The sequence below is a fragment of the Streptomyces sp. NPDC048254 genome (genome assembly GCF_043201895.1).
Lineage (GTDB): Bacteria > Actinomycetota > Actinomycetes > Streptomycetales > Streptomycetaceae > Streptomyces.
Window position 1 is genome coordinate 503,467 of sequence record NZ_JBICZJ010000006.1, and the last position, 16,659, is coordinate 520,125.

At 69.6% G+C, this 16,659-nt stretch carries 12 protein-coding genes, 1 tRNA gene and 1 pseudogene; 3 read left to right on the plus strand and 11 right to left on the minus strand.

Going from position 1 to position 16,659, the window contains the following annotated elements; translation table 11 throughout:
* Window positions 1-313: 313 nt before the first annotated feature.
* The 10 genes from ACGFZQ_RS20330 to ACGFZQ_RS20375 all read right to left on the minus strand — a co-directional run bounded on the left by ACGFZQ_RS20330 (window position 314) and on the right by ACGFZQ_RS20375 (window position 13,369).
* The gene (locus ACGFZQ_RS20330; protein ID WP_393841494.1) at window positions 314-1,447 is read right to left on the minus strand and encodes an LCP family protein; all 1,134 of its coding nucleotides are present in this window, start codon (window positions 1,445-1,447) and stop codon (window positions 314-316) included.
* Between the two features lie 217 nt (window positions 1,448-1,664).
* A complete protein-coding gene (locus ACGFZQ_RS20335) occupies window positions 1,665-3,491 on the minus strand; it encodes a trypsin-like serine protease (protein WP_393841495.1) in 1,827 nt (608 codons plus the stop codon).
* A 130-nt stretch (window positions 3,492-3,621) separates the two neighbouring features.
* Window positions 3,622-5,661, minus strand: coding sequence for a transcription termination factor Rho (rho, locus tag ACGFZQ_RS20340; protein WP_393841496.1), 2,040 nt, complete (start codon window positions 5,659-5,661; stop codon window positions 3,622-3,624).
* Between the two features lie 404 nt (window positions 5,662-6,065).
* A complete protein-coding gene (thrB, locus tag ACGFZQ_RS20345) occupies window positions 6,066-6,995 on the minus strand; it encodes a homoserine kinase (RefSeq protein WP_393841497.1) in 930 nt (309 codons plus the stop codon).
* A gap of 331 nt (window positions 6,996-7,326) precedes the next feature.
* Window positions 7,327-8,385 carry a threonine synthase gene (thrC, locus tag ACGFZQ_RS20350; protein ID WP_393841498.1) on the minus strand — a complete coding sequence of 353 codons (1,059 nt, stop codon included), beginning with the start codon at window positions 8,383-8,385 and terminating at the stop codon, window positions 7,327-7,329.
* Window positions 8,386-8,391: 6 nt separating this feature from the next.
* Entirely contained in the window at window positions 8,392-9,684 is a 1,293-nt protein-coding gene (locus tag ACGFZQ_RS20355; RefSeq protein WP_393841499.1) for a homoserine dehydrogenase, read from the minus strand.
* Window positions 9,685-9,777: 93 nt separating this feature from the next.
* Window positions 9,778-10,077, minus strand: coding sequence for a hypothetical protein (locus ACGFZQ_RS20360; RefSeq protein WP_393841500.1), 300 nt, complete (start codon window positions 10,075-10,077; stop codon window positions 9,778-9,780).
* A gap of 16 nt (window positions 10,078-10,093) precedes the next feature.
* A complete protein-coding gene (lysA, locus tag ACGFZQ_RS20365; protein ID WP_393841501.1) occupies window positions 10,094-11,485 on the minus strand; it encodes a diaminopimelate decarboxylase in 1,392 nt (463 codons plus the stop codon).
* 19 nt (window positions 11,486-11,504) lie between these two features.
* Window positions 11,505-12,512 carry an ArgS-related anticodon-binding protein NrtL gene (nrtL, locus tag ACGFZQ_RS20370; protein WP_393841502.1) on the minus strand — a complete coding sequence of 336 codons (1,008 nt, stop codon included), beginning with the start codon at window positions 12,510-12,512 and terminating at the stop codon, window positions 11,505-11,507.
* Between the two features lie 278 nt (window positions 12,513-12,790).
* Window positions 12,791-13,369, minus strand: a complete 579-nt coding sequence (locus ACGFZQ_RS20375; RefSeq protein ID WP_393841503.1) for a response regulator — start codon at window positions 13,367-13,369, stop codon at window positions 12,791-12,793.
* Between the two features lie 82 nt (window positions 13,370-13,451).
* On the opposite strand from ACGFZQ_RS20375, the gene ACGFZQ_RS20380 reads away from it, so the two are divergent.
* The 3 genes and pseudogenes from ACGFZQ_RS20380 to ACGFZQ_RS20390 all read left to right on the plus strand — a co-directional run.
* A tRNA-Arg gene (locus tag ACGFZQ_RS20380) sits at window positions 13,452-13,523 on the plus strand.
* A gap of 415 nt (window positions 13,524-13,938) precedes the next feature.
* Window positions 13,939-14,259 (plus strand): hypothetical protein, encoded by a 321-nt coding sequence (locus ACGFZQ_RS20385; protein WP_393841504.1) that lies wholly within the window; start codon window positions 13,939-13,941, stop codon window positions 14,257-14,259.
* A pseudogene (locus ACGFZQ_RS20390) lies at window positions 14,259-14,744 on the plus strand (nucleotidyl transferase AbiEii/AbiGii toxin family protein); the annotation flags it as partial. The gene ACGFZQ_RS20385 and the pseudogene ACGFZQ_RS20390, both read left to right, overlap by 1 nt.
* A 382-nt stretch (window positions 14,745-15,126) precedes the next feature.
* Here ACGFZQ_RS20390 and ACGFZQ_RS20395 read toward each other — a convergent pair.
* A complete protein-coding gene (locus tag ACGFZQ_RS20395; RefSeq protein ID WP_393841505.1) occupies window positions 15,127-16,494 on the minus strand; it encodes a tyrosine-type recombinase/integrase in 1,368 nt (455 codons plus the stop codon).
* Between the last annotated feature and the right edge of the window lie 165 nt (window positions 16,495-16,659).

The following is a 16,659-nucleotide window of genomic DNA, read 5'->3' on the forward strand; positions in this document are numbered from 1 at the left end:
AGGGCACCGGGTCGCTGCCGCGGGCTGCGGGGCGTGAACCGGGGCCGACGTACCAGTCTGCCAGGGCTGGGCGCATAGCCCAAAACCGGGGGGAGCGGGCGGGTATTCCCAAGGGTGCGGGGGGATGGTCGCGCCTAGGGGGGTGCGGGGTATGCGCGTGGGCGAGTGCGGGTGCTCTGTGGCCGGTCGCGCAGTTCCCCGCGCCCCTGAAAAGCAGGTCAGCTGGTCCCACCTGTCTTCTGGGGGCGCGGGGCTGTATCGACTTACGGCTCCGCCGCGCGGGCGCGACCGGCCCCACGCACCGGCAGCCGGACTACGACGTCACGACGCCCTTGGCCTGCCCCGTCGCCGTGCCCTTCGTCGCGCTCGCCGGGATCGGCCGGTCGTTCTTCAGGGCCGTCCAGACCTGCTTGGCCTTGGCCTCGGCCACGATCACCCGGTTCGGGTTCGCCGGGTCGTACTCGACCGGCATCGTGACCATGTGCATGTTCTTGGAGCCGATGGACTTCAGACCGTTCGCGAAGTCGATCAGGGAGTTCACCGAGCCCAGGTCGGAGTCGGTGGTGACCGTCTTCGTCGCGGTGTCGGCCAGGTCGTACAGCTTCTTGGGGCTGGTGAAGACGCCCACCTGCTTGACCTGGTCGATCAGGGCCTTGACGAACGCCTGCTGGAGCTGGATACGGCCCAGGTCGGAGCCGTCGCCGACGCCGTGCCGGGTGCGGACCAGGCCGAGCGCCTGCTCGCCGTCGAGCGTGTGCTCGCCGGCCTTGAGGTCGAGGTGGCTCTGCGGGTCGTCGATGTTCTTGGTCGTGGTGACCGTGACCCCGCCCAGCTCGTCGATGAGCTTCTGGAAGCCCGAGAAGTCGACCTCCAGGTAGTGGTCCATGCGGATACCGGTGACCGCCTCGACGGTCTTGACCGCGCAGCTCGCACCGCCCGTGGAGTACGCGGAGTTGAACATCACGTCGGTGGCCGCGTCGTGCCTGACACCGTTCGCGTCGGTGCAGGACGGGCGGTCGATCAGGGTGTCCCGGGGGATGGACACCACACTGGCCCGCTTGTGGCCCTGGTAGACGTGGACGATCATCGCCGTGTCGGATCGGGCGCTGCCGTCGTCCGCACCGCCGCCGAGCTTCTTGTTGGCACCGGAGCGCGTGTCCGAGCCGAGGATCAGGATGTTCTCGGAACCGTTGTCGACCTTGGTGGGCCGGTCGCTGCCGAGCGCCTGGTTGATGTCGACGGTCTTGAGGTTGCCGTTGAGCTTGAAGTACACGTAACCGAGTCCGGTGCCGCCGAGAACGAGGATGCCGGCCGCCGTCCAGGCCGTGACGCGGAGCGCCCTGCGGCCCGTACCGGGGGCCTTGCGGCGGCGGCCCTTGCCCCGGCGGCCCGGGACCTTCGGACCGGCCTCGGGTATAGCGGGCTCCGGCGTGCTCTCGGCAGACATGGGCTCCTCTGTTCTCCTACGACTGCTCGGTTACCCCCTGCTTTCAGGGTCAGGCCCGGCGTACCAGGATCATCGGCACGTACCGGACCATCGTCGCTCCGCCTGGTCAGACGGCGAAACTCGGGAAAGGGTTGCACAACGCAGAGTGCCCACCGCGTAGGGCGATGGGCACTCTGTGTAGTCGGGCAAGTGGAGCGAACCCCGCTCACCAGGTATTTCAGCCGAAGATGTCGTACTGCTGGAAACCGGTACCGAGAGACTTCCTTGTGCCGAAGATCTCACTGGTCGCCTTGCCGGTACCCGGGTAGAGGTACAGCGTGCCGCCGGTCGTACGGGCCAGCAGGTCTGCCTTGCCGTCGCCGGTCAGGTCACCGACCGCGGCCAGGGTGTTGAAGCCGGTCCAGCCGGAACGGACCTTCACCCGGGCCGAGAAGAGGCCGGTGCCGGACTTGCCGGTGCCCTTGTACAGGTAGAGGTCGCCGCCGCTGCTCTTGCGGGCCAGCAGATCGGCCTTGCCGTCGCCGTTGAAGTCGCCGACGCCGCGCAGCTGGTTGTACTGGCTCCAGCCGCCACCGATCCGGACGCGGGAGCCGAAGGTGCCGTTGCCCTTGCCCGGGTACAGCCACAGGACTCCGGCGGAGTCCTCGGAGAGCACGTCGGGCAGGTAGTCGCCGGTGAGGTCACCGGGGATGATGGTGGCCTTGCGGGTCTTCCAGTTCGTGAAGATCTTCGTGGTGACCCAGGAGCCGCTGGTCTGGGCGCTGTTCAGCGCGAAGTGGTCCCAGTAGACGTCACCGGTGGAGGCCACCCGGTAGACCAGGTCCTGGAAGCCGTCCCGGTTGAGGTCGGCCTGCAGGATGAGGTTGACGCCGGTCCAGTCGCCCCAGGACTGGCGGGCGGCCAGCGAGGTGCCCTTGGAGTCCAGCTCGTAGCCGACCTTGGACGACGACTTGCGGGCGAACAGGTCGGCCTTGCCGTCCGTGTAGCTCAGGTTGGTGTCGGTGATCTGCGCGTAGGCGGCACCGACGTAGGTGCTGACCTTCGTGAAGACGCTGTAGGCGCCCTTGGCGACACAGTCCTGGACGCCCCAGGAGACCACGCCGACGATCCGGCCGCCGACGACCAGCGGGCCGCCGGAGTCGCCGTTGCAGGCGGAGGTGGTACCGGTGTCGGAGCCGGTGGCGGGCTTGCCGGCGCAGACCATGTGGCCCTTGACGATGTCACTGCCGTAGGCGCCCGTGCAGGCGGTGTCGGACTGGATCGGCAGGGTGGCCGTCTTCAGGGTCTCGGAGATGTCGTCCGAGGTGGAGCTGGTGCGTCCCCAGCCGTAGACCTTGGCGCTGGTGTTCGCCTTGTAGGAGGTCGTGTCGGTGTTGGTCGTCATCCGGATCGGCGTGGCCTTGACCGGGGCGGCCAGGGTGAGCACGGCGACGTCGTTGTTGGGGACGCCGTGGCTCGACACGGTGTACGACGGGTGGTTCCACTGGCGCAGGACGGCGGTGGCGGTGCCGCCGTGCAGGTTGGCGGTGCCGTCGGCGTTGGTGGTGGGCAGCGAGGCGGTGCCGGTGACGACGGCGGAGTCGGTGGTGCTCCACTTGAAGCCCTTGACGCAGTGCGCGGCAGTGAGGATCTTCGTGGGCGAGATGACCGAGCCTCCGCAGAAGAAGCCCTCGTCGTCGCTGGTGCTGGTGGTGCCCTTGTCGTCGTAGTACCAGAGCTGCGCCATCCACGGCGCCGAGGAGATGGTGGTCGTGCCGCCACCGATGATCTTCGGCGAGACGGCCGAACCGCTCGCGGCGGCCGGCTTCTTCGTGGTCGTCGTCCCGCTGTCGGCGGTGATCGCACGGGCGATCCGCTTGTTCAGGACGGCCTGCGACGTCGTGCTGACGGACGGTTTGACCGTGGGCGTCGGCTGGGTGGCCGCGCTGGCGGACGTCGAGATCAGCGCGGCGGTGACGGCCGCCGCGACACCGGCCGCGGCGACGGGCAGCGCGAACCGTATCCGACGTCTGTGCCGACCACTCCCGGACGTGGGTGTACCCACCTAAGTCCCCCCTCGGGATCAGGATTTCGAGATTCGGTCAACTGACCGAAGAGCGAGATCGTACACCGGCCGGAAATACGCCAGAAGCCGTCCCCCCAGGTGGGGGAACGGCTTCCGGTTAGGGCAGTCGTCAGTCGCCGTTACCGGGCGTCGGCGTCGTCTTCTGAATCTGCATCAGGAACTCGGCGTTCGACTTCGTCTGCTTCATCTTGTCGAGCAGCAACTCGACCGCCTGCTGCTGGTCGAGCGCGTGCAGCACCCGGCGCAGCTTCCAGACGATGGCCAGCTCGTCGGGGGCGAGCAGGATCTCTTCCTTACGGGTGCCGGACGCGTCGACGTCCACCGCCGGGAAGATGCGCTTGTCGGCGAGCTTCCGGTCGAGCTTGAGCTCCGCGTTGCCGGTGCCCTTGAACTCCTCGAAGATCACCTCGTCCATGCGGGACCCGGTGTCCACCAGGGCGGTGGCGAGGATCGTGAGAGATCCGCCGTCCTCGATGTTGCGGGCCGCACCGAAGAAGCGCTTCGGCGGGTACAGGGCGGTCGAGTCGACACCACCGGACAGGATGCGGCCGGAGGCCGGCGCGGCCAGGTTGTACGCACGGCCCAGACGCGTGATCGAGTCGAGCAGCACGACGACGTCGTGGCCCAGCTCCACCAGACGCTTGGCCCGCTCGATGGCCAGCTCGGCGACCGTGGTGTGGTCCTCGGCCGGGCGGTCGAAGGTCGAGGAGATGACCTCGCCCTTCACCGACCGCTGCATGTCGGTGACCTCTTCCGGACGCTCGTCGACGAGGACGACCATCAGGTGGCACTCGGGGTTGTTGTGCGTGATCGCGTTGGCGATCGCCTGCATGATCATGGTCTTGCCGGTCTTCGGCGGGGCCACGATCAGACCGCGCTGGCCCTTACCGATCGGCGCGACGAGGTCGATGATGCGGGTGGTCAGCACGCCCGGGTCGGTCTCCAGACGGAGCCGGTCCTGCGGGTACAGCGGCGTCAGCTTGTTGAACTCCGGGCGGCCACGGCCCTGTTCGGGCGCCATGCCGTTGACGGAGTCCAGGCGCACGAGCGCGTTGAACTTCTCGCGGCGCTCGCCCTCCTTGGGCTGACGGACCGCACCGGTGACGTGGTCTCCCTTGCGCAGACCGCTCTTGCGGACCTGGGCGAGGGAGACGTACACGTCGTTCGGGCCCGGCAGGTAGCCGGAGGTCCGGATGAACGCGTAGTTGTCGAGGATGTCCAGGATGCCCGCGACGGGGATCAGGACGTCGTCGTCGGTGAGCTGCGGCTCGGCGCCACCGATCTCGTCGCGGCCACGACGGCCCCGGCGGTCCCGGTACCGGCCACGACGGCCACGACGGCCGTCGCCGAAGTCGTCGTCGTCCTGCGGGCCGGCATTGCGGTCCTGACGGCCGCCGCCCTGCTGCTGCGGCTGCTGCTGACGGTCCCGGTCCTGACGGTCCCGGTCCTGACGGTCCTGACGGCCGCCCTGGCCACCGCCCTGCTGCTCGTCGCCCTTGCCGCGCCGGTCACGGTCCCGGCCGCGCTCACGGCGGTCACGGCGGCCGCGGCCCTCGCCGTCGGCGTCGCCCTGCGGCTGCCCGGCGGGCGTCTCGGCCTTCGACTCGCTCTTCGCCTCGGCGACGACGGTCTCGGCGCCGCTCGCGGTGGGGCTGCCGGCCTCGGCGGTGGCCCGGCGACGGCGGCGCTCGGCCGGCGCGTCCTCGCCGCCACGCTCGGCGTCGCGGGCGATGCCGCCGGCGGGCTGGCCGGGGATCTCGATCTGCTGCTGGGCCACGGCCTGCTCGGCGGGGGCCTCGGCGGCCTGCCCCGCCTGCTTCTCGGCGGCCTCGCCGCCCGTACGGGCCTTCGAGGTGGCCCGGCGCTTCGGCTTGGTCTCGGTGGCGCTCTCGGCGGCCTTGGGGGCGGTGCCCCCACCGGCCTGCGCCTCCTTGATGACCTCGATCAGCTGGCTCTTGCGCATCCGCGCCGTGCCCCTGATACCGAGGCCGGATGCGACCTGCTGAAGCTCTGCCAGCACCATGCCCTCAAGGCCGGTACCGCGGCGCCGCCGGGAGCCGGCACCGGTGGCAGGCGCGGAGGCGTCCGTGGCGGGCGCGGCAGCGGTCTCCTCGACACGTGCGCCCATCAGATCGGTGGTGTCGCTCACGAAGGGTCCTTCCCTGGAGCGGACGTCGGCCTGTCTGGCTCGGCGACCGGTTGTGCTGTCCGGCTGCGGTCCTTGCTGTGTGGACCGTGCCGGGGCGGTGGTCCGCCAAAGCGGCGGAGAGGATTTCTGGTGACGGCGCTTCCTCAGCCGTGGCACCCGGTGTCACGTGGCGTGGTAGCACCAATTCCGAAGCGTGCCCAGCGGCCCGCTCAGTGTCCGCGTACGACGTACTGCCCAGGTACGACATACGAAACGCTGAGTGGCTTGGGAGACTCCCGGAAGAATGTCTGTCCCGGACGGGGACACGAAGCACCTCGCCATGGTGGGGTCGGGTGCAGACTTGAGGTTAACACTACCGGATCCAACAAACATTCCCCCTCTCCAAATCCGGCAACCGTGCGCAGTTAAATGTCACTGGAGGGCGCAAGCGGCAGCACGCTCGCTCCCTGTACATCGAGGTTCAGCCGGTTGGCGGCCCAGTCCGAGCCCGCCAGGGCTTCGATCTTTTCGGCGCTCGCGGCGTCGGCCAGCGCCATGACGGTGGGTCCGGCGCCGGAGATCACGGCCGGGATCCCGTCGGCGCGCAGCCGCTCCACCAGCGCCGCGCTCTCCGGCATGGCCGGTGCGCGGTACTCCTGGTGCAGACGGTCCTCGGTGGCGGGCAGCAGCAGCTCGGGGCGCCTGGTGAGGGCCTCGACGAGCAGGGCGGCACGGCCCGCGTTGGCGGCGGCGTCGACGTGCGGCACGGTGCGCGGGAGCAGTCCGCGCGCGGTCTCCGTGAGGACCGGCTTCCCGGGCACGAAAACCACCGGAACGATGGAATCGGCGGGCTCCATCCTGATCGCCCGGGCGGCGCCGGACTCCATCCAGGAGAGCGTGAAGCCGCCCAGCAGACAGGCCGCGACGTTGTCGGGGTGGCCCTCGATCTCGGTGGCCAGTTCGAGGAGCGCGGCGTCGTCGAGCCTGGCCTCGCCACCTATGGTCACGGCACGCGCGGCGACGATGCCGGCGCAGATGGCGGCGGAGGAGGAGCCCAGGCCGCGGCCGTGCGGGATGCGGTTGGCGCACACGATCTCCAGGCCGCGGGGCTGTCCGCCCAGCAGGTCGAAGGCGGTGCGCAGGGAGCGTACGAGGAGGTGGCTCTCGTCACGCGGCAGCGTCTCGCTGCCCTCACCCGCGATGTCGATGTGCAGCCCGGAGTCGGCCACCCGTACGACGACATCGTCGTAGAGCCCCAGCGCGAGGCCCAGGGCGTCGAAGCCCGGACCGAGGTTGGCGCTGGTGGCGGGGGTGCGCACCCGGACGGCGGCGGCGCGGAACGCTGGACCGGCCATCGCTCGATGACTCTCCTTGAGCTGCGTGATGGTCGAATGACACTCGATAGGTACCTGAGGGAACCTCGGGCCGCGGAGGCGGCACGGCACCGCGCCATATGCGGAGGCATATGCAGCGGGCGGGTTCGGTACAGCCTATCGAAGGAAGGTTCTGTCGCGACATAGGGCGCACAGGAGGCGCACGATGCGTGTCGTAAGCCCCTCGTGCCCCCTCCTTAGGGAGTCCCCTGTTTGGGACGCCACAGCCTGTTCACCGGTTGCCCGGCGAGGGTTGGCCGAGCGTTGCCCGGACGCCGCTCGTGCGGTTCCCGGGCGTCGCTCCAGTGGTTCTCTAAACGAGCCCGAGCCGCTCGGCCGCGGCGGCCGCGTCGACGGGCACGGTGACCGGCTGCGGGGCACCGGCGACGGCCCAGTCGGGGTCCTTCAGGCCGTTGCCGGTGACCGTGCAGACGATGCGCTGGCCCGGGTCGACCTTGCCCTGCTCTGCGGCCTTCAGCAGACCGGCCACGGAGGCGGCGGAGGCGGGCTCCACGAAGACACCCTCCTGAGCGGCCAACAGCCGGTAGGCGCGCAGGATCTCACGGTCCGTCACCTCGTCGATGAAGCCCTCGGACTCGTCCCGGGCCGCGAGCGCGAACTGCCAGGAGGCGGGGTTGCCGATCCGGATCGCGGTGGCGATGGTCGAGGGGTCCTTGACGATCTCGCCGCGCACGATGGGCGCGGAACCGGACGCCTGGAATCCCCACATCCGGGGGGTCCCGGCGGCGATCCCGTCCGCGGCGTACTCCTTGTAGCCCTTCCAGTACGCGGTGATGTTGCCCGCGTTGCCGACCGGCAGGACGTGGATGTCGGGCGCGTCACCGAGCATGTCCACGATCTCGAAGGCAGCGGTCTTCTGCCCCTCGATGCGCACCGGGTTGACCGAATTGACCAGCGCCACCGGGTAGTTCTCGCTCAGGTTGCGGGCGAGGGTGAGGCAGTCGTCGAAGTTGCCGTCGATCTGGAGGATCTTCGCGCCGTGCACGAGGGCCTGGCCCATCTTGCCGAGCGCGATCTTGCCCCGCGGGACGAGCACGGCCGAGACCATGCCGGCACGCACGGCGTAGGCCGCGGCGGAGGCGGAGGTGTTGCCGGTGGAGGCGCAGATGACCGCCTGCGCGCCCTCCTCCTTGGCCTTGCTGATGGCCATGGTCATGCCGCGGTCCTTGAAGGACCCGGTGGGGTTGGCACCCTCCACCTTCAGGTGGACCTCGCACCCCGTGCGCTCGGAGAGCACCTGCGCGGGCACGAGGGGCGTGCCGCCCTCGCGAAGCGTCACGACCGGCGTGGTGTCGGAGACGGGCAGCCGGTCCCGGTACTCCTCGATGATTCCGCGCCACTGGTGGGTCATTGCTGGTTACTCTCCTTCAACCCGCATGATGCTGGCGACACCCCGCACGGTGTCGAGCTTGCGCAGCGCCTCGACGGTCCCGGACAGGGAGGCGTCGGAGGCCCGGTGGGTGACGACGACGAGGGAGGCCTCGCCGTCCTTGCCCTGCTGGCGAACCGTATCGATGGAAACCCCGTGTTCGGCGAACACGGTCGCCACCTGGGCGAGAACACCCGGTTTGTCGGCGACGTCGAGGCTGATGTGGTAGCGCGTGACGACATCGCCCATGGGCGACACCGGCAGGGCGGCGTACGCCGACTCGCCGGGCCCCGTTGCCCCGCTGAGCCGGTTGCGGCAGACGGCGACCAGGTCGCCGAGGACCGCGGAGGCGGTCGGGGCGCCGCCGGCGCCGGGACCGTAGAACATCAGCTGGCCGGACGCGTCGGACTCGACGAAGACGGCGTTGTACGCGCCGCGCACGGAGGCGAGCGGGTGGGTCAGCGGAATCATCGCCGGGTGCACACGCGCGGTGACGGAGCCGCCGTCCGCCGCCCGCTCGCAGATGGCGAGCAGCTTGATGGTGCAGCCCATGTTCTTGGCGGAGGCGAAGTCCGAGGCGGTGACCTCGGTCATGCCCTCGCGGTAGACGTCGTCGAGACGCACCCGCGAGTGGAAGGCGATCCCGGCGAGGATGGCGGCCTTGGCGGCGGCGTCGAAGCCCTCGACATCGGCGGTGGGGTCGGCTTCCGCGTACCCGAGCGCGGTGGCCTCGTCGAGGGCCTCCTGATAGCCGGCCCCCGTCGAGTCCATCTTGTCGAGGATGAAATTGGTGGTCCCGTTGACGATCCCCAGCACCCGGTTGACCTTGTCGCCGGCGAGGGACTCGCGCAGCGGCCGGATCAGCGGGATGGCTCCGGCGACGGCGGCCTCGTAGTAGAGGTCCTTGCCGTTCTGCTCGGCGACCGCGTGCAGGGCGGCGCCGTCCTGGGCGAGCAGCGCCTTGTTGGCGGAGACGACGGAGGCGCCGTGCTCGAAGGCGGTGGTGATCAGGGTGCGGGCGGGCTCGATGCCCCCGATGACCTCGACGACGACGTCGATGTCCCCCCGCTTGACCAGGGCGGTCGCGTCCGTGGTGACCAGGCTCGGGTCGATGCCCTCACGCACCTTGGAGGGCCGTCGTACGGCGACCCCGGCCAGTTCGACCGGGGCACCGATCCGCTGCGCGAGGTCGTCGGCGTGCGTCGTCATGATGCGCGCCACCTCTGAGCCGACAACCCCACAGCCCAGCAGCGCCACCTTCAGCGGACGCGTACGCATCATCCGACCTCGTTTCCTCATACCGTCTACGGTTGGACCAGTCTCACTCACCGGACGGGAGTTTCTACCCTTCGTCCGGATCGTGAGACATCTATTTCATTTTGCGGAGGTGGCAGACAGGAGATCTTCCGTCTCCGCCATCCGGTTCATCGGACGCCGTCCGAGAATGCCGTCGGATGCCGCCGAATGCCCTCGGATGCCATTGAAGTGCCGTCGAATTGCCGTCGGAATGCCGCCCGATGCGATGTGCCGCGATCGGCGGCGATCCGGTGCGATGTGCCGCGATCGGCGGCGATCCGGTGCGATGTGCCGCGATCGGCCGCGATCCGGTGCGATCGGCCGCAATCCGACGGCATCCAACGGCATCGGACACCAACGGACGACGTCGGATTTCATCGGACGGCATCGGATGTCACCCGACGTCGAGGCGCAGGAGGTCCTCCTCCGTCTCGCGGCGGACGATGACCCGGGACTCGCCGTCCCGCACCGCGACGACGGGCGGCCGGAGCACATGGTTGTAGTTGCTCGCCATGGACCGGCAGTAGGCACCGGTGGCCGGCACGGCGATCAGGTCACCGGGTGCCAGGTCGCCCGGCAGGAACGCGTCCTTGACGACGATGTCCCCGCTCTCGCAGTGCTTGCCGACGACCCGGGCGAGCATCGGCTTGGCGTCGCTCGTCCGCGACACCAGAGCGACGCTGTATTCGGCGTCGTACAACGCGGTCCTGATGTTGTCGGACATGCCGCCGTCGACGGAGACGTACGTCCGCAGCCCGTCGAGGGGCTTGATGGTGCCGACCTCGTAGAGGGTGAAGGCGGTCGGCCCGACGATGGCCCGCCCCGGCTCGACGGAGATACGCGGAGTCCGCAGCCGGGCGGCATCGCACTCCCGGGTGACGATCTCGGTGAGCGCCTTGGCGATCTCGTGGGGCTCGCGGGGGTCGTCGTCGCTGGTGTAGGCGATACCGAGCCCGCCTCCGAGATCGATCTCGGGGAGCTCGACACCGTGCTCGTCACGGATGTCCTTCAGCAGCCCCACGACCCGGTGCGCGGCGACCTCGAAGCCCGACATGTCGAAGATCTGCGACCCGATGTGCGAGTGGATCCCGATGACCTCCAGCCCGTCCAGCTGCAGCGCCCGCCGTACCGCCTCGGCGGCCTGCCCCCCGGCCAGCGGAATCCCGAACTTCTGGTCCTCGTGCGCGGTGGCGATGAACTCGTGCGTGTGTGCCTCGACGCCGACGGTGATACGAATCTGCACGCGCTGCCGCTTGCCGCGGGACTGGGCGATGTGGGCGACCCGCACGATCTCCTGGAACGAGTCGAGCACGATCCGCCCGACGCCGGCCTCGACCGCCCGCTCGATCTCCTCCGTCGACTTGTTGTTGCCGTGGAAGGCGATCCGGTCGGCGGGCATCCCGGCGGAGAGGGCGGTGGCCAGCTCACCGCCGGAGCACACATCGAGGTTGAGCCCTTCCTCGTGCAGCCAGCGCACGACGGCCCGCGACAGGAAGGCCTTCCCGGCGTAGAACACGTCGGCGTCCGGGCCGAAGGCGGTGCGCCAGGCCTGTGCCCGGGCCCGGAAGTCGGTCTCGTCGAGGACGTAGGCGGGGGTGCCGTGCTGCTCGGCGAGGGTCTTCACGTCGATGCCGCCGACCGTGACGGTCCCCTCGGCGTCACGGGTGACGGTCTGGGCCCACACCTTGGGGTCGAGGGCGTTGAGGTCGGCGGGCGGGGCGGCGTAGTGCCCTTCGGGCAGGACGTCGGCGTGACGGGGCCCGGCGGGATGTGCGGAACGGCTCATTGCTCTTCTGGCGCTCTCTTCAGAGGTGATCGGGTGCGTCGATGCCGAGCAGGGACAGGCCGCCGGCCAGCACCGTCCCGGTGGCTTCGGCGAGGGCGAGCCGGGCGCGGTGGGCGGCCGAGGGTTTCTCCTCGCCACGGGGCAGCACGGTCGGCAGGAACGGCAGCGCGGCATCGGCGAGGGTGACGAGATGCCGGGCGAGCCGGTCGGGGGCGCGGTGGGTGGCCGCGGCGGTGAGGATGCGGGGGTAGTCGGCGAGGGCGGTGACGAGGGCGCCCGGGGCGCCGGGGACGTCGCCGGGTTCGGCAGCGAAGCCGAGCCGTCCGGCACCGCGGCCGACGGCTCGCGTCCGGGCGTGGGCGTACCGCACCCGGAAGAGCGGGTTGCTCTCGCGCTGCACCAGGTGGTCGGCGGTGATCCGGGGCCGGTCGTGGGCGGCGGGATGCAGCAGGGCCCACTGGGCGGCGTCGGGCCCGAGCGGGGCCGGGTCCTCGGGCGCCGGCACGGGCCGGAGACTTACGGACTCGCCGTGACCGACCTCACCGTGACCGACCTCGCCGTGACCGACTTCGCCGCGGCCGCCCTGGGTGGCGACGATCCGTACGACGGCGTCGGCGACGACCTCGGCCCGGACGTCGTACGGCACCCGCAGCGCGACCACCTGCCCGGCGAGGGCGTCGCCGTGGCCGTAGCCGGGGCCGAGGGCGCGGATCTCGGCGACCAGGGTCGCCGTGGGGGACGCGGCGGGGCTGAGGCTGATGTTCAGGAACCCGGGTCCGGTGACGACGACGTCACCGACGCCGGCGGCATTCGCGAGATGGGGCACCAGGATCTCGGCGACCCGCAGGGGGGGCTGCCCGGCCGGTCGGGCGAGCTGAAGCGCGATGTTGGTGGCGTAGTCCCCGCACCCACCGGGCCCCGGCCGCGTGACCACGACCCGCTCCGGCACGCTCACGCTCAGCTCCCCCTCGTCAACAGCACGACGCACCGCGCGCAGCACGGTACGGGAGAGCTCGACGGGGGTCACGGGACAAGCCTAGGGGAGGAGGGGGCCGGGCATGCCACCCGGTTTGGGAGGGTGTCCGGGACGTGGACGCGGGGGCGGTGTGGGTGACGGGGCCACCGGGCTGCGGAGCTGCGGACCTATGGGCTTACGGACGGGATGGGGCCTGTAGCCCTACGGACCTACGGGCCGGGAGCGGTACTGCAGCCCTACGGCTCCACGCGCGGAAGGTGGACTGGAGGCTCCACGGCTCCACGGGATTGATGCGGGCCCGGGCCACTGGGTCACCGATTGCATGGCCCCTACGGGTAGACGGGGTTGCCCCCGGCCCACTCCCCGGAGAACTCGACCTCACCACCCTCGCCGCCCTCGCCACTGTCGCCACCTGCGCCGCCGTCTCCCCCGCGCTCCCGCTCCTCCGCCCCCTCCGGCCCTCGCCGTCGCTCCACCAACTCCCTTACGAGCCGCACAAGTTCGGAGGGTTCGAAGGGTTTGGCGAGGAAGGCGTCGACACCGACGTCGAGGCCGGTCTCGACCTCGTACTGAGTGCAGGCGCTGACGATGGCGAGGGGAAGGTCATGGGTGCGGGGGTCGGCACGGAGCAGAGCGGCGGTCCGCAGACCGTCGAGCCGGGGCATGACGACATCAAGGGTGATCACATCGGGCCGCACCTGATGAACGACATCCAGACACTCGGCACCATCGGCCGCGGTCACGACCTCGAGACCCTCCAGTTCGAGATTGACCCTGATCAGCTGCCGGATGACCTTGTTGTCGTCCACAACAAGCACCCGACCCGACGCCCCTGGCACAACTCGAGAGTAGGTCCGGACCGGCCACCGCGTCCGGGTTTTCCCGACTTCCGCCCGCGCGGGGAGCACCCCCGGGAAACCCGTTCCTGATCACCCCGACCAAGCTGGTAGTGTTCTACCCGTCGCCGCGAGCAACAGCTCAACGCCAGACGCCCCCGTAGCTCAGGGGATAGAGCAACGGCCTCCGGAGCCGTGTGCGCAGGTTCGAATCCTGCCGGGGGCACCCGGAATCAAGGCCCTGAACTGCAGAAACGCAGTTCAGGGCCTTTCTTGTGCATGCCAAAACGCACACGGCCCCCTTGGCCATGACCACTCCGTCCAGCAAGCCTTCGACCTGCAACTTCGTGGTGCCAGGCGGACGAAATCCCAAATGTCCGATCCCGCACAATGGCCTCGCGCGGGACATGTGTGGGACCGGAAAGCCGAAAGGCGGAGCCGACGCAGGAGAACACCTGCTGTGACCTGCGCGTTTGCCGACGAGGATAGTTCGGAAAACATGCGGACGAGCAGACCGTTTGACTTTCCCGGGAGTCAGCGCTGGGGCTGTGAACAGGCATTTCGTCGAACGTCACGCTCACCGCCCACGCGGATGCCGGTGTCGGCACCACGACGCGGCCGGTTACGGCATGCTGGGGCGTATGAGCAGGTACGCAGCCGCGAGGATCTACGCCCTCCCGGAGTCGCTCGACGAGTTGGTCGGGCCGACTTCCGGCACCGTGACCCTGCCCCGCCACATCGACTGGGGCCCGCACTACGAATACGACCTCGTCGACGAGGCCGACCTGCTCCTTATGTATGAGCGGGTCATCCGGGAAGCCCAGACCGCAGCCGACCTGCGGGCGTACCTGGACGCCGATCTGTTGCGCCGGCACTGGACGGACCTGTTCCTGCCCGCTCCGGCCCGTGCGGCCTGGCAGGCCCGCTTCCCCGAGCTCGCACCTGCGGCGGCCGCGGCGTAGTGGACGAGCTGCACCGCCGACTGATCCGCATCGGGCTCGACGCGCTCGCCGACGACTTCGGCTATGCCTTGGCAGGCGGCTACGCCGTCCAAGCCCACCAGATCGTCAACCGGGTCAGTGACGACGTCGACCTCTTCGCACCGATCAACCGGGCCACCACCGAGATGCCCGCAGCCACCGAACGCGTCATCGCCGCCTACGAAGCCGCAGGCTTCACCGTGGAACTGGCCCACCAAAACCCCGAGCACACCTACACCCGGCTGAACGTCACCGACCCGGGCAGCGGCATCCAGAACAAGGTGGAACTCGTCGCCGAGTTCCTCAACCACCCGCCCGTGCTCTCCGAGCTCGGCCCAGTCCTGCACCCCGACGACGTCGCCACAGGGAAGACCACCGCCCTGGACGGCCGGGCCGAGGTTCGCGACGCCATCGACGTCGACGGACTCCTCAAAGCCGGATACACCCGCGAACGCCTGATGGAGCTGGCCAAGCAGAACGACGACGGCTTCGATCCGCGGATGTTCGCCGACTCACTCGCCCGCGTCCAGCGCTACACGGACAAACAATTCGCCGCCTACGGCCTCACTGCCACGGAGGCCGGGGCCTTGCGCGAGCGGTTCGCGGACTGGCAACGCGAACTCGTCGCTCCGCAGAACGAGAATCCCGCGGAGTAGCGAGCCACAGCAGTAGCGACCGTTTCGTCGTCTTGCCAGCAGCCATGCGACAGAACCCGACCGCCAATGCGACCCCTCTGTAGCCTGGCCGTATTTCTCTCGAACGATCACAACTGCGTGGTGGTTGCAGGAGCTGGTCCCCGTCCGGGGCTACGGCACAGCGACCAGCCGCTGTTCCTGCTGTAGACGACGCTCAGTCGTACTCGTCCAACAGTGCCTGGATGCGATGATTGGCGATCGCGGCCCGCCCGTACAGGCACTTGGCGTACTTGGTCATGAGGACCTCCACACTGTTGCCGGCGCGTTCCGCGACCTCTGCGGGGTCGACACCGGCATTGAGCCAGGTGGACAGGGCTGAGTGGCGCAGGTCGTACGGGCGAGCCGCGAGCGGGGTGTTCACCAGGTCGGATGGAAGGCCCAGTTGCCGGGCTTCGTGCCAGACGGTGTCATACGTGCTGAAGGCGAGGATGCCACCCCGTTCATTGAAGAACAGCCGCCCGTCGCTGGCCGTACCGAAGGTTTGGATACTCTCTCGCCATATCGCCACCAGACCGGGAGGAAGCGGCACGGGGCGGGTCTCCCCCGGCGGACGCCCCTTCAGGCCGCGCTCATCATGGAGTTGTCCGGTGTCGGTCCACTTCTTGCCCGCCTGGGTTCGAGTGACGTGCAGAATCACCCTGCCCCAGCCCTCCGCAGGCAGGACACAGTCCGGCAGGGTCACCGCGACCGCCTCCTCTGGCCGCAGCCCGGCGTAGTACATGCCGGCGAACAGCCCGACCAGCCGCCGTCCGCGGGCCCGCCGGTAGCTGCCTACATAGGAGACAGCGCAGAGCAGGGAGCGGACTTGGGCGGGATTGGCGACCACCCGAGGGTCGACCCGCTTGGCGGTCTTGGCGATCCGCCAGTTGATATTGGCGATCGGGTCGCTGTCGAGCATGCCCTGCTCGATGGCGTACCGCACGGCGTTCACGAAGGTCATGCGCTTGTGCCGCTGGGTTTCAGGGGCTGCGACCGTGCCGTCCTGTTTCAGTCGCAGGGCTTGCATCACGGCCCGCATCACAGCCGGATCCATTAGGTCCGTCAGCGGGCGTGACGTCCTCGCCACCCAGCGTAGAGCAAGCCGTACGTCCGGGGGTGCTGCGTGCGGCTCTGGCCGGGGCAGGACGAACGCCCAGTCCCGCAGCGCACGCCGCAGCAACTCGTCATTCGGGCGGCCCCGCACGTCGCGCAGCATTACCTGGGTGATCGCGCAGAGCGCGGCGTTCGTCTCGTTGCGGGTCTTCGCCGCGATCTGTGGCCAGCGCATATCCAGGTACTCGAGAGCAAAGGCATACCAGCTGATGGTGACGGGGCCGTGCCCCGTCCCTACGCTGGCCAGCTCGTCATCTGCGTCCCGCCTGACCGCCCGGATCAACGTGGCACCGAGTTCCTCGGCCAGCGCCCTAACCTCGATCTTTCGTGACGGTCCGTCGGTTCTTCCGGTGGGCCGTTTCGGCTTGCCGCGTGGATTGTGGGCAGGGTGGCAGCCCGGCTGTCGTGCCGGGTGGACGCCGGTTTCCACGGTCCCGGCGGGAGTGCTGCTGGTGCAGGGACGGGCTGTTGTGGCTGGTCAGCCCGGGTTCGGAAGGGCCTCGAGTCGCTGGATGGCTTCGGTGATCACGTCGGTCCAGGGCCAGTGGCGGGCGAACCGGAGGTGCCGTCGGCGGGCGGTGCTGACGAGCTGAGC

Bases quoted from the DNA above. Each gene is read 5' to 3' on its own strand.
- ACGFZQ_RS20385 (WP_393841504.1), top strand. From the start codon at position 13,939: ATGAGCAGGTACGCAGCCGCGAGGATCTACGCCCTCCCGGAGTCGCTC.
- ACGFZQ_RS20355 (WP_393841499.1), bottom strand. From the start codon at position 9,684: ATGATGCGTACGCGTCCGCTGAAGGTGGCGCTGCTGGGCTGTGGGGTT.
- thrB (WP_393841497.1), bottom strand. From the start codon at position 6,995: ATGGCCGGTCCAGCGTTCCGCGCCGCCGCCGTCCGGGTGCGCACCCCC.
- ACGFZQ_RS20360 (WP_393841500.1), bottom strand. From the start codon at position 10,077: ATGAAATCCGACGTCGTCCGTTGGTGTCCGATGCCGTTGGATGCCGTC.
- lysA (WP_393841501.1), bottom strand. From the start codon at position 11,485: ATGAGCCGTTCCGCACATCCCGCCGGGCCCCGTCACGCCGACGTCCTG.
- thrC (WP_393841498.1), bottom strand. From the start codon at position 8,385: ATGACCCACCAGTGGCGCGGAATCATCGAGGAGTACCGGGACCGGCTG.
- ACGFZQ_RS20330 (WP_393841494.1), bottom strand. From the start codon at position 1,447: ATGTCTGCCGAGAGCACGCCGGAGCCCGCTATACCCGAGGCCGGTCCG.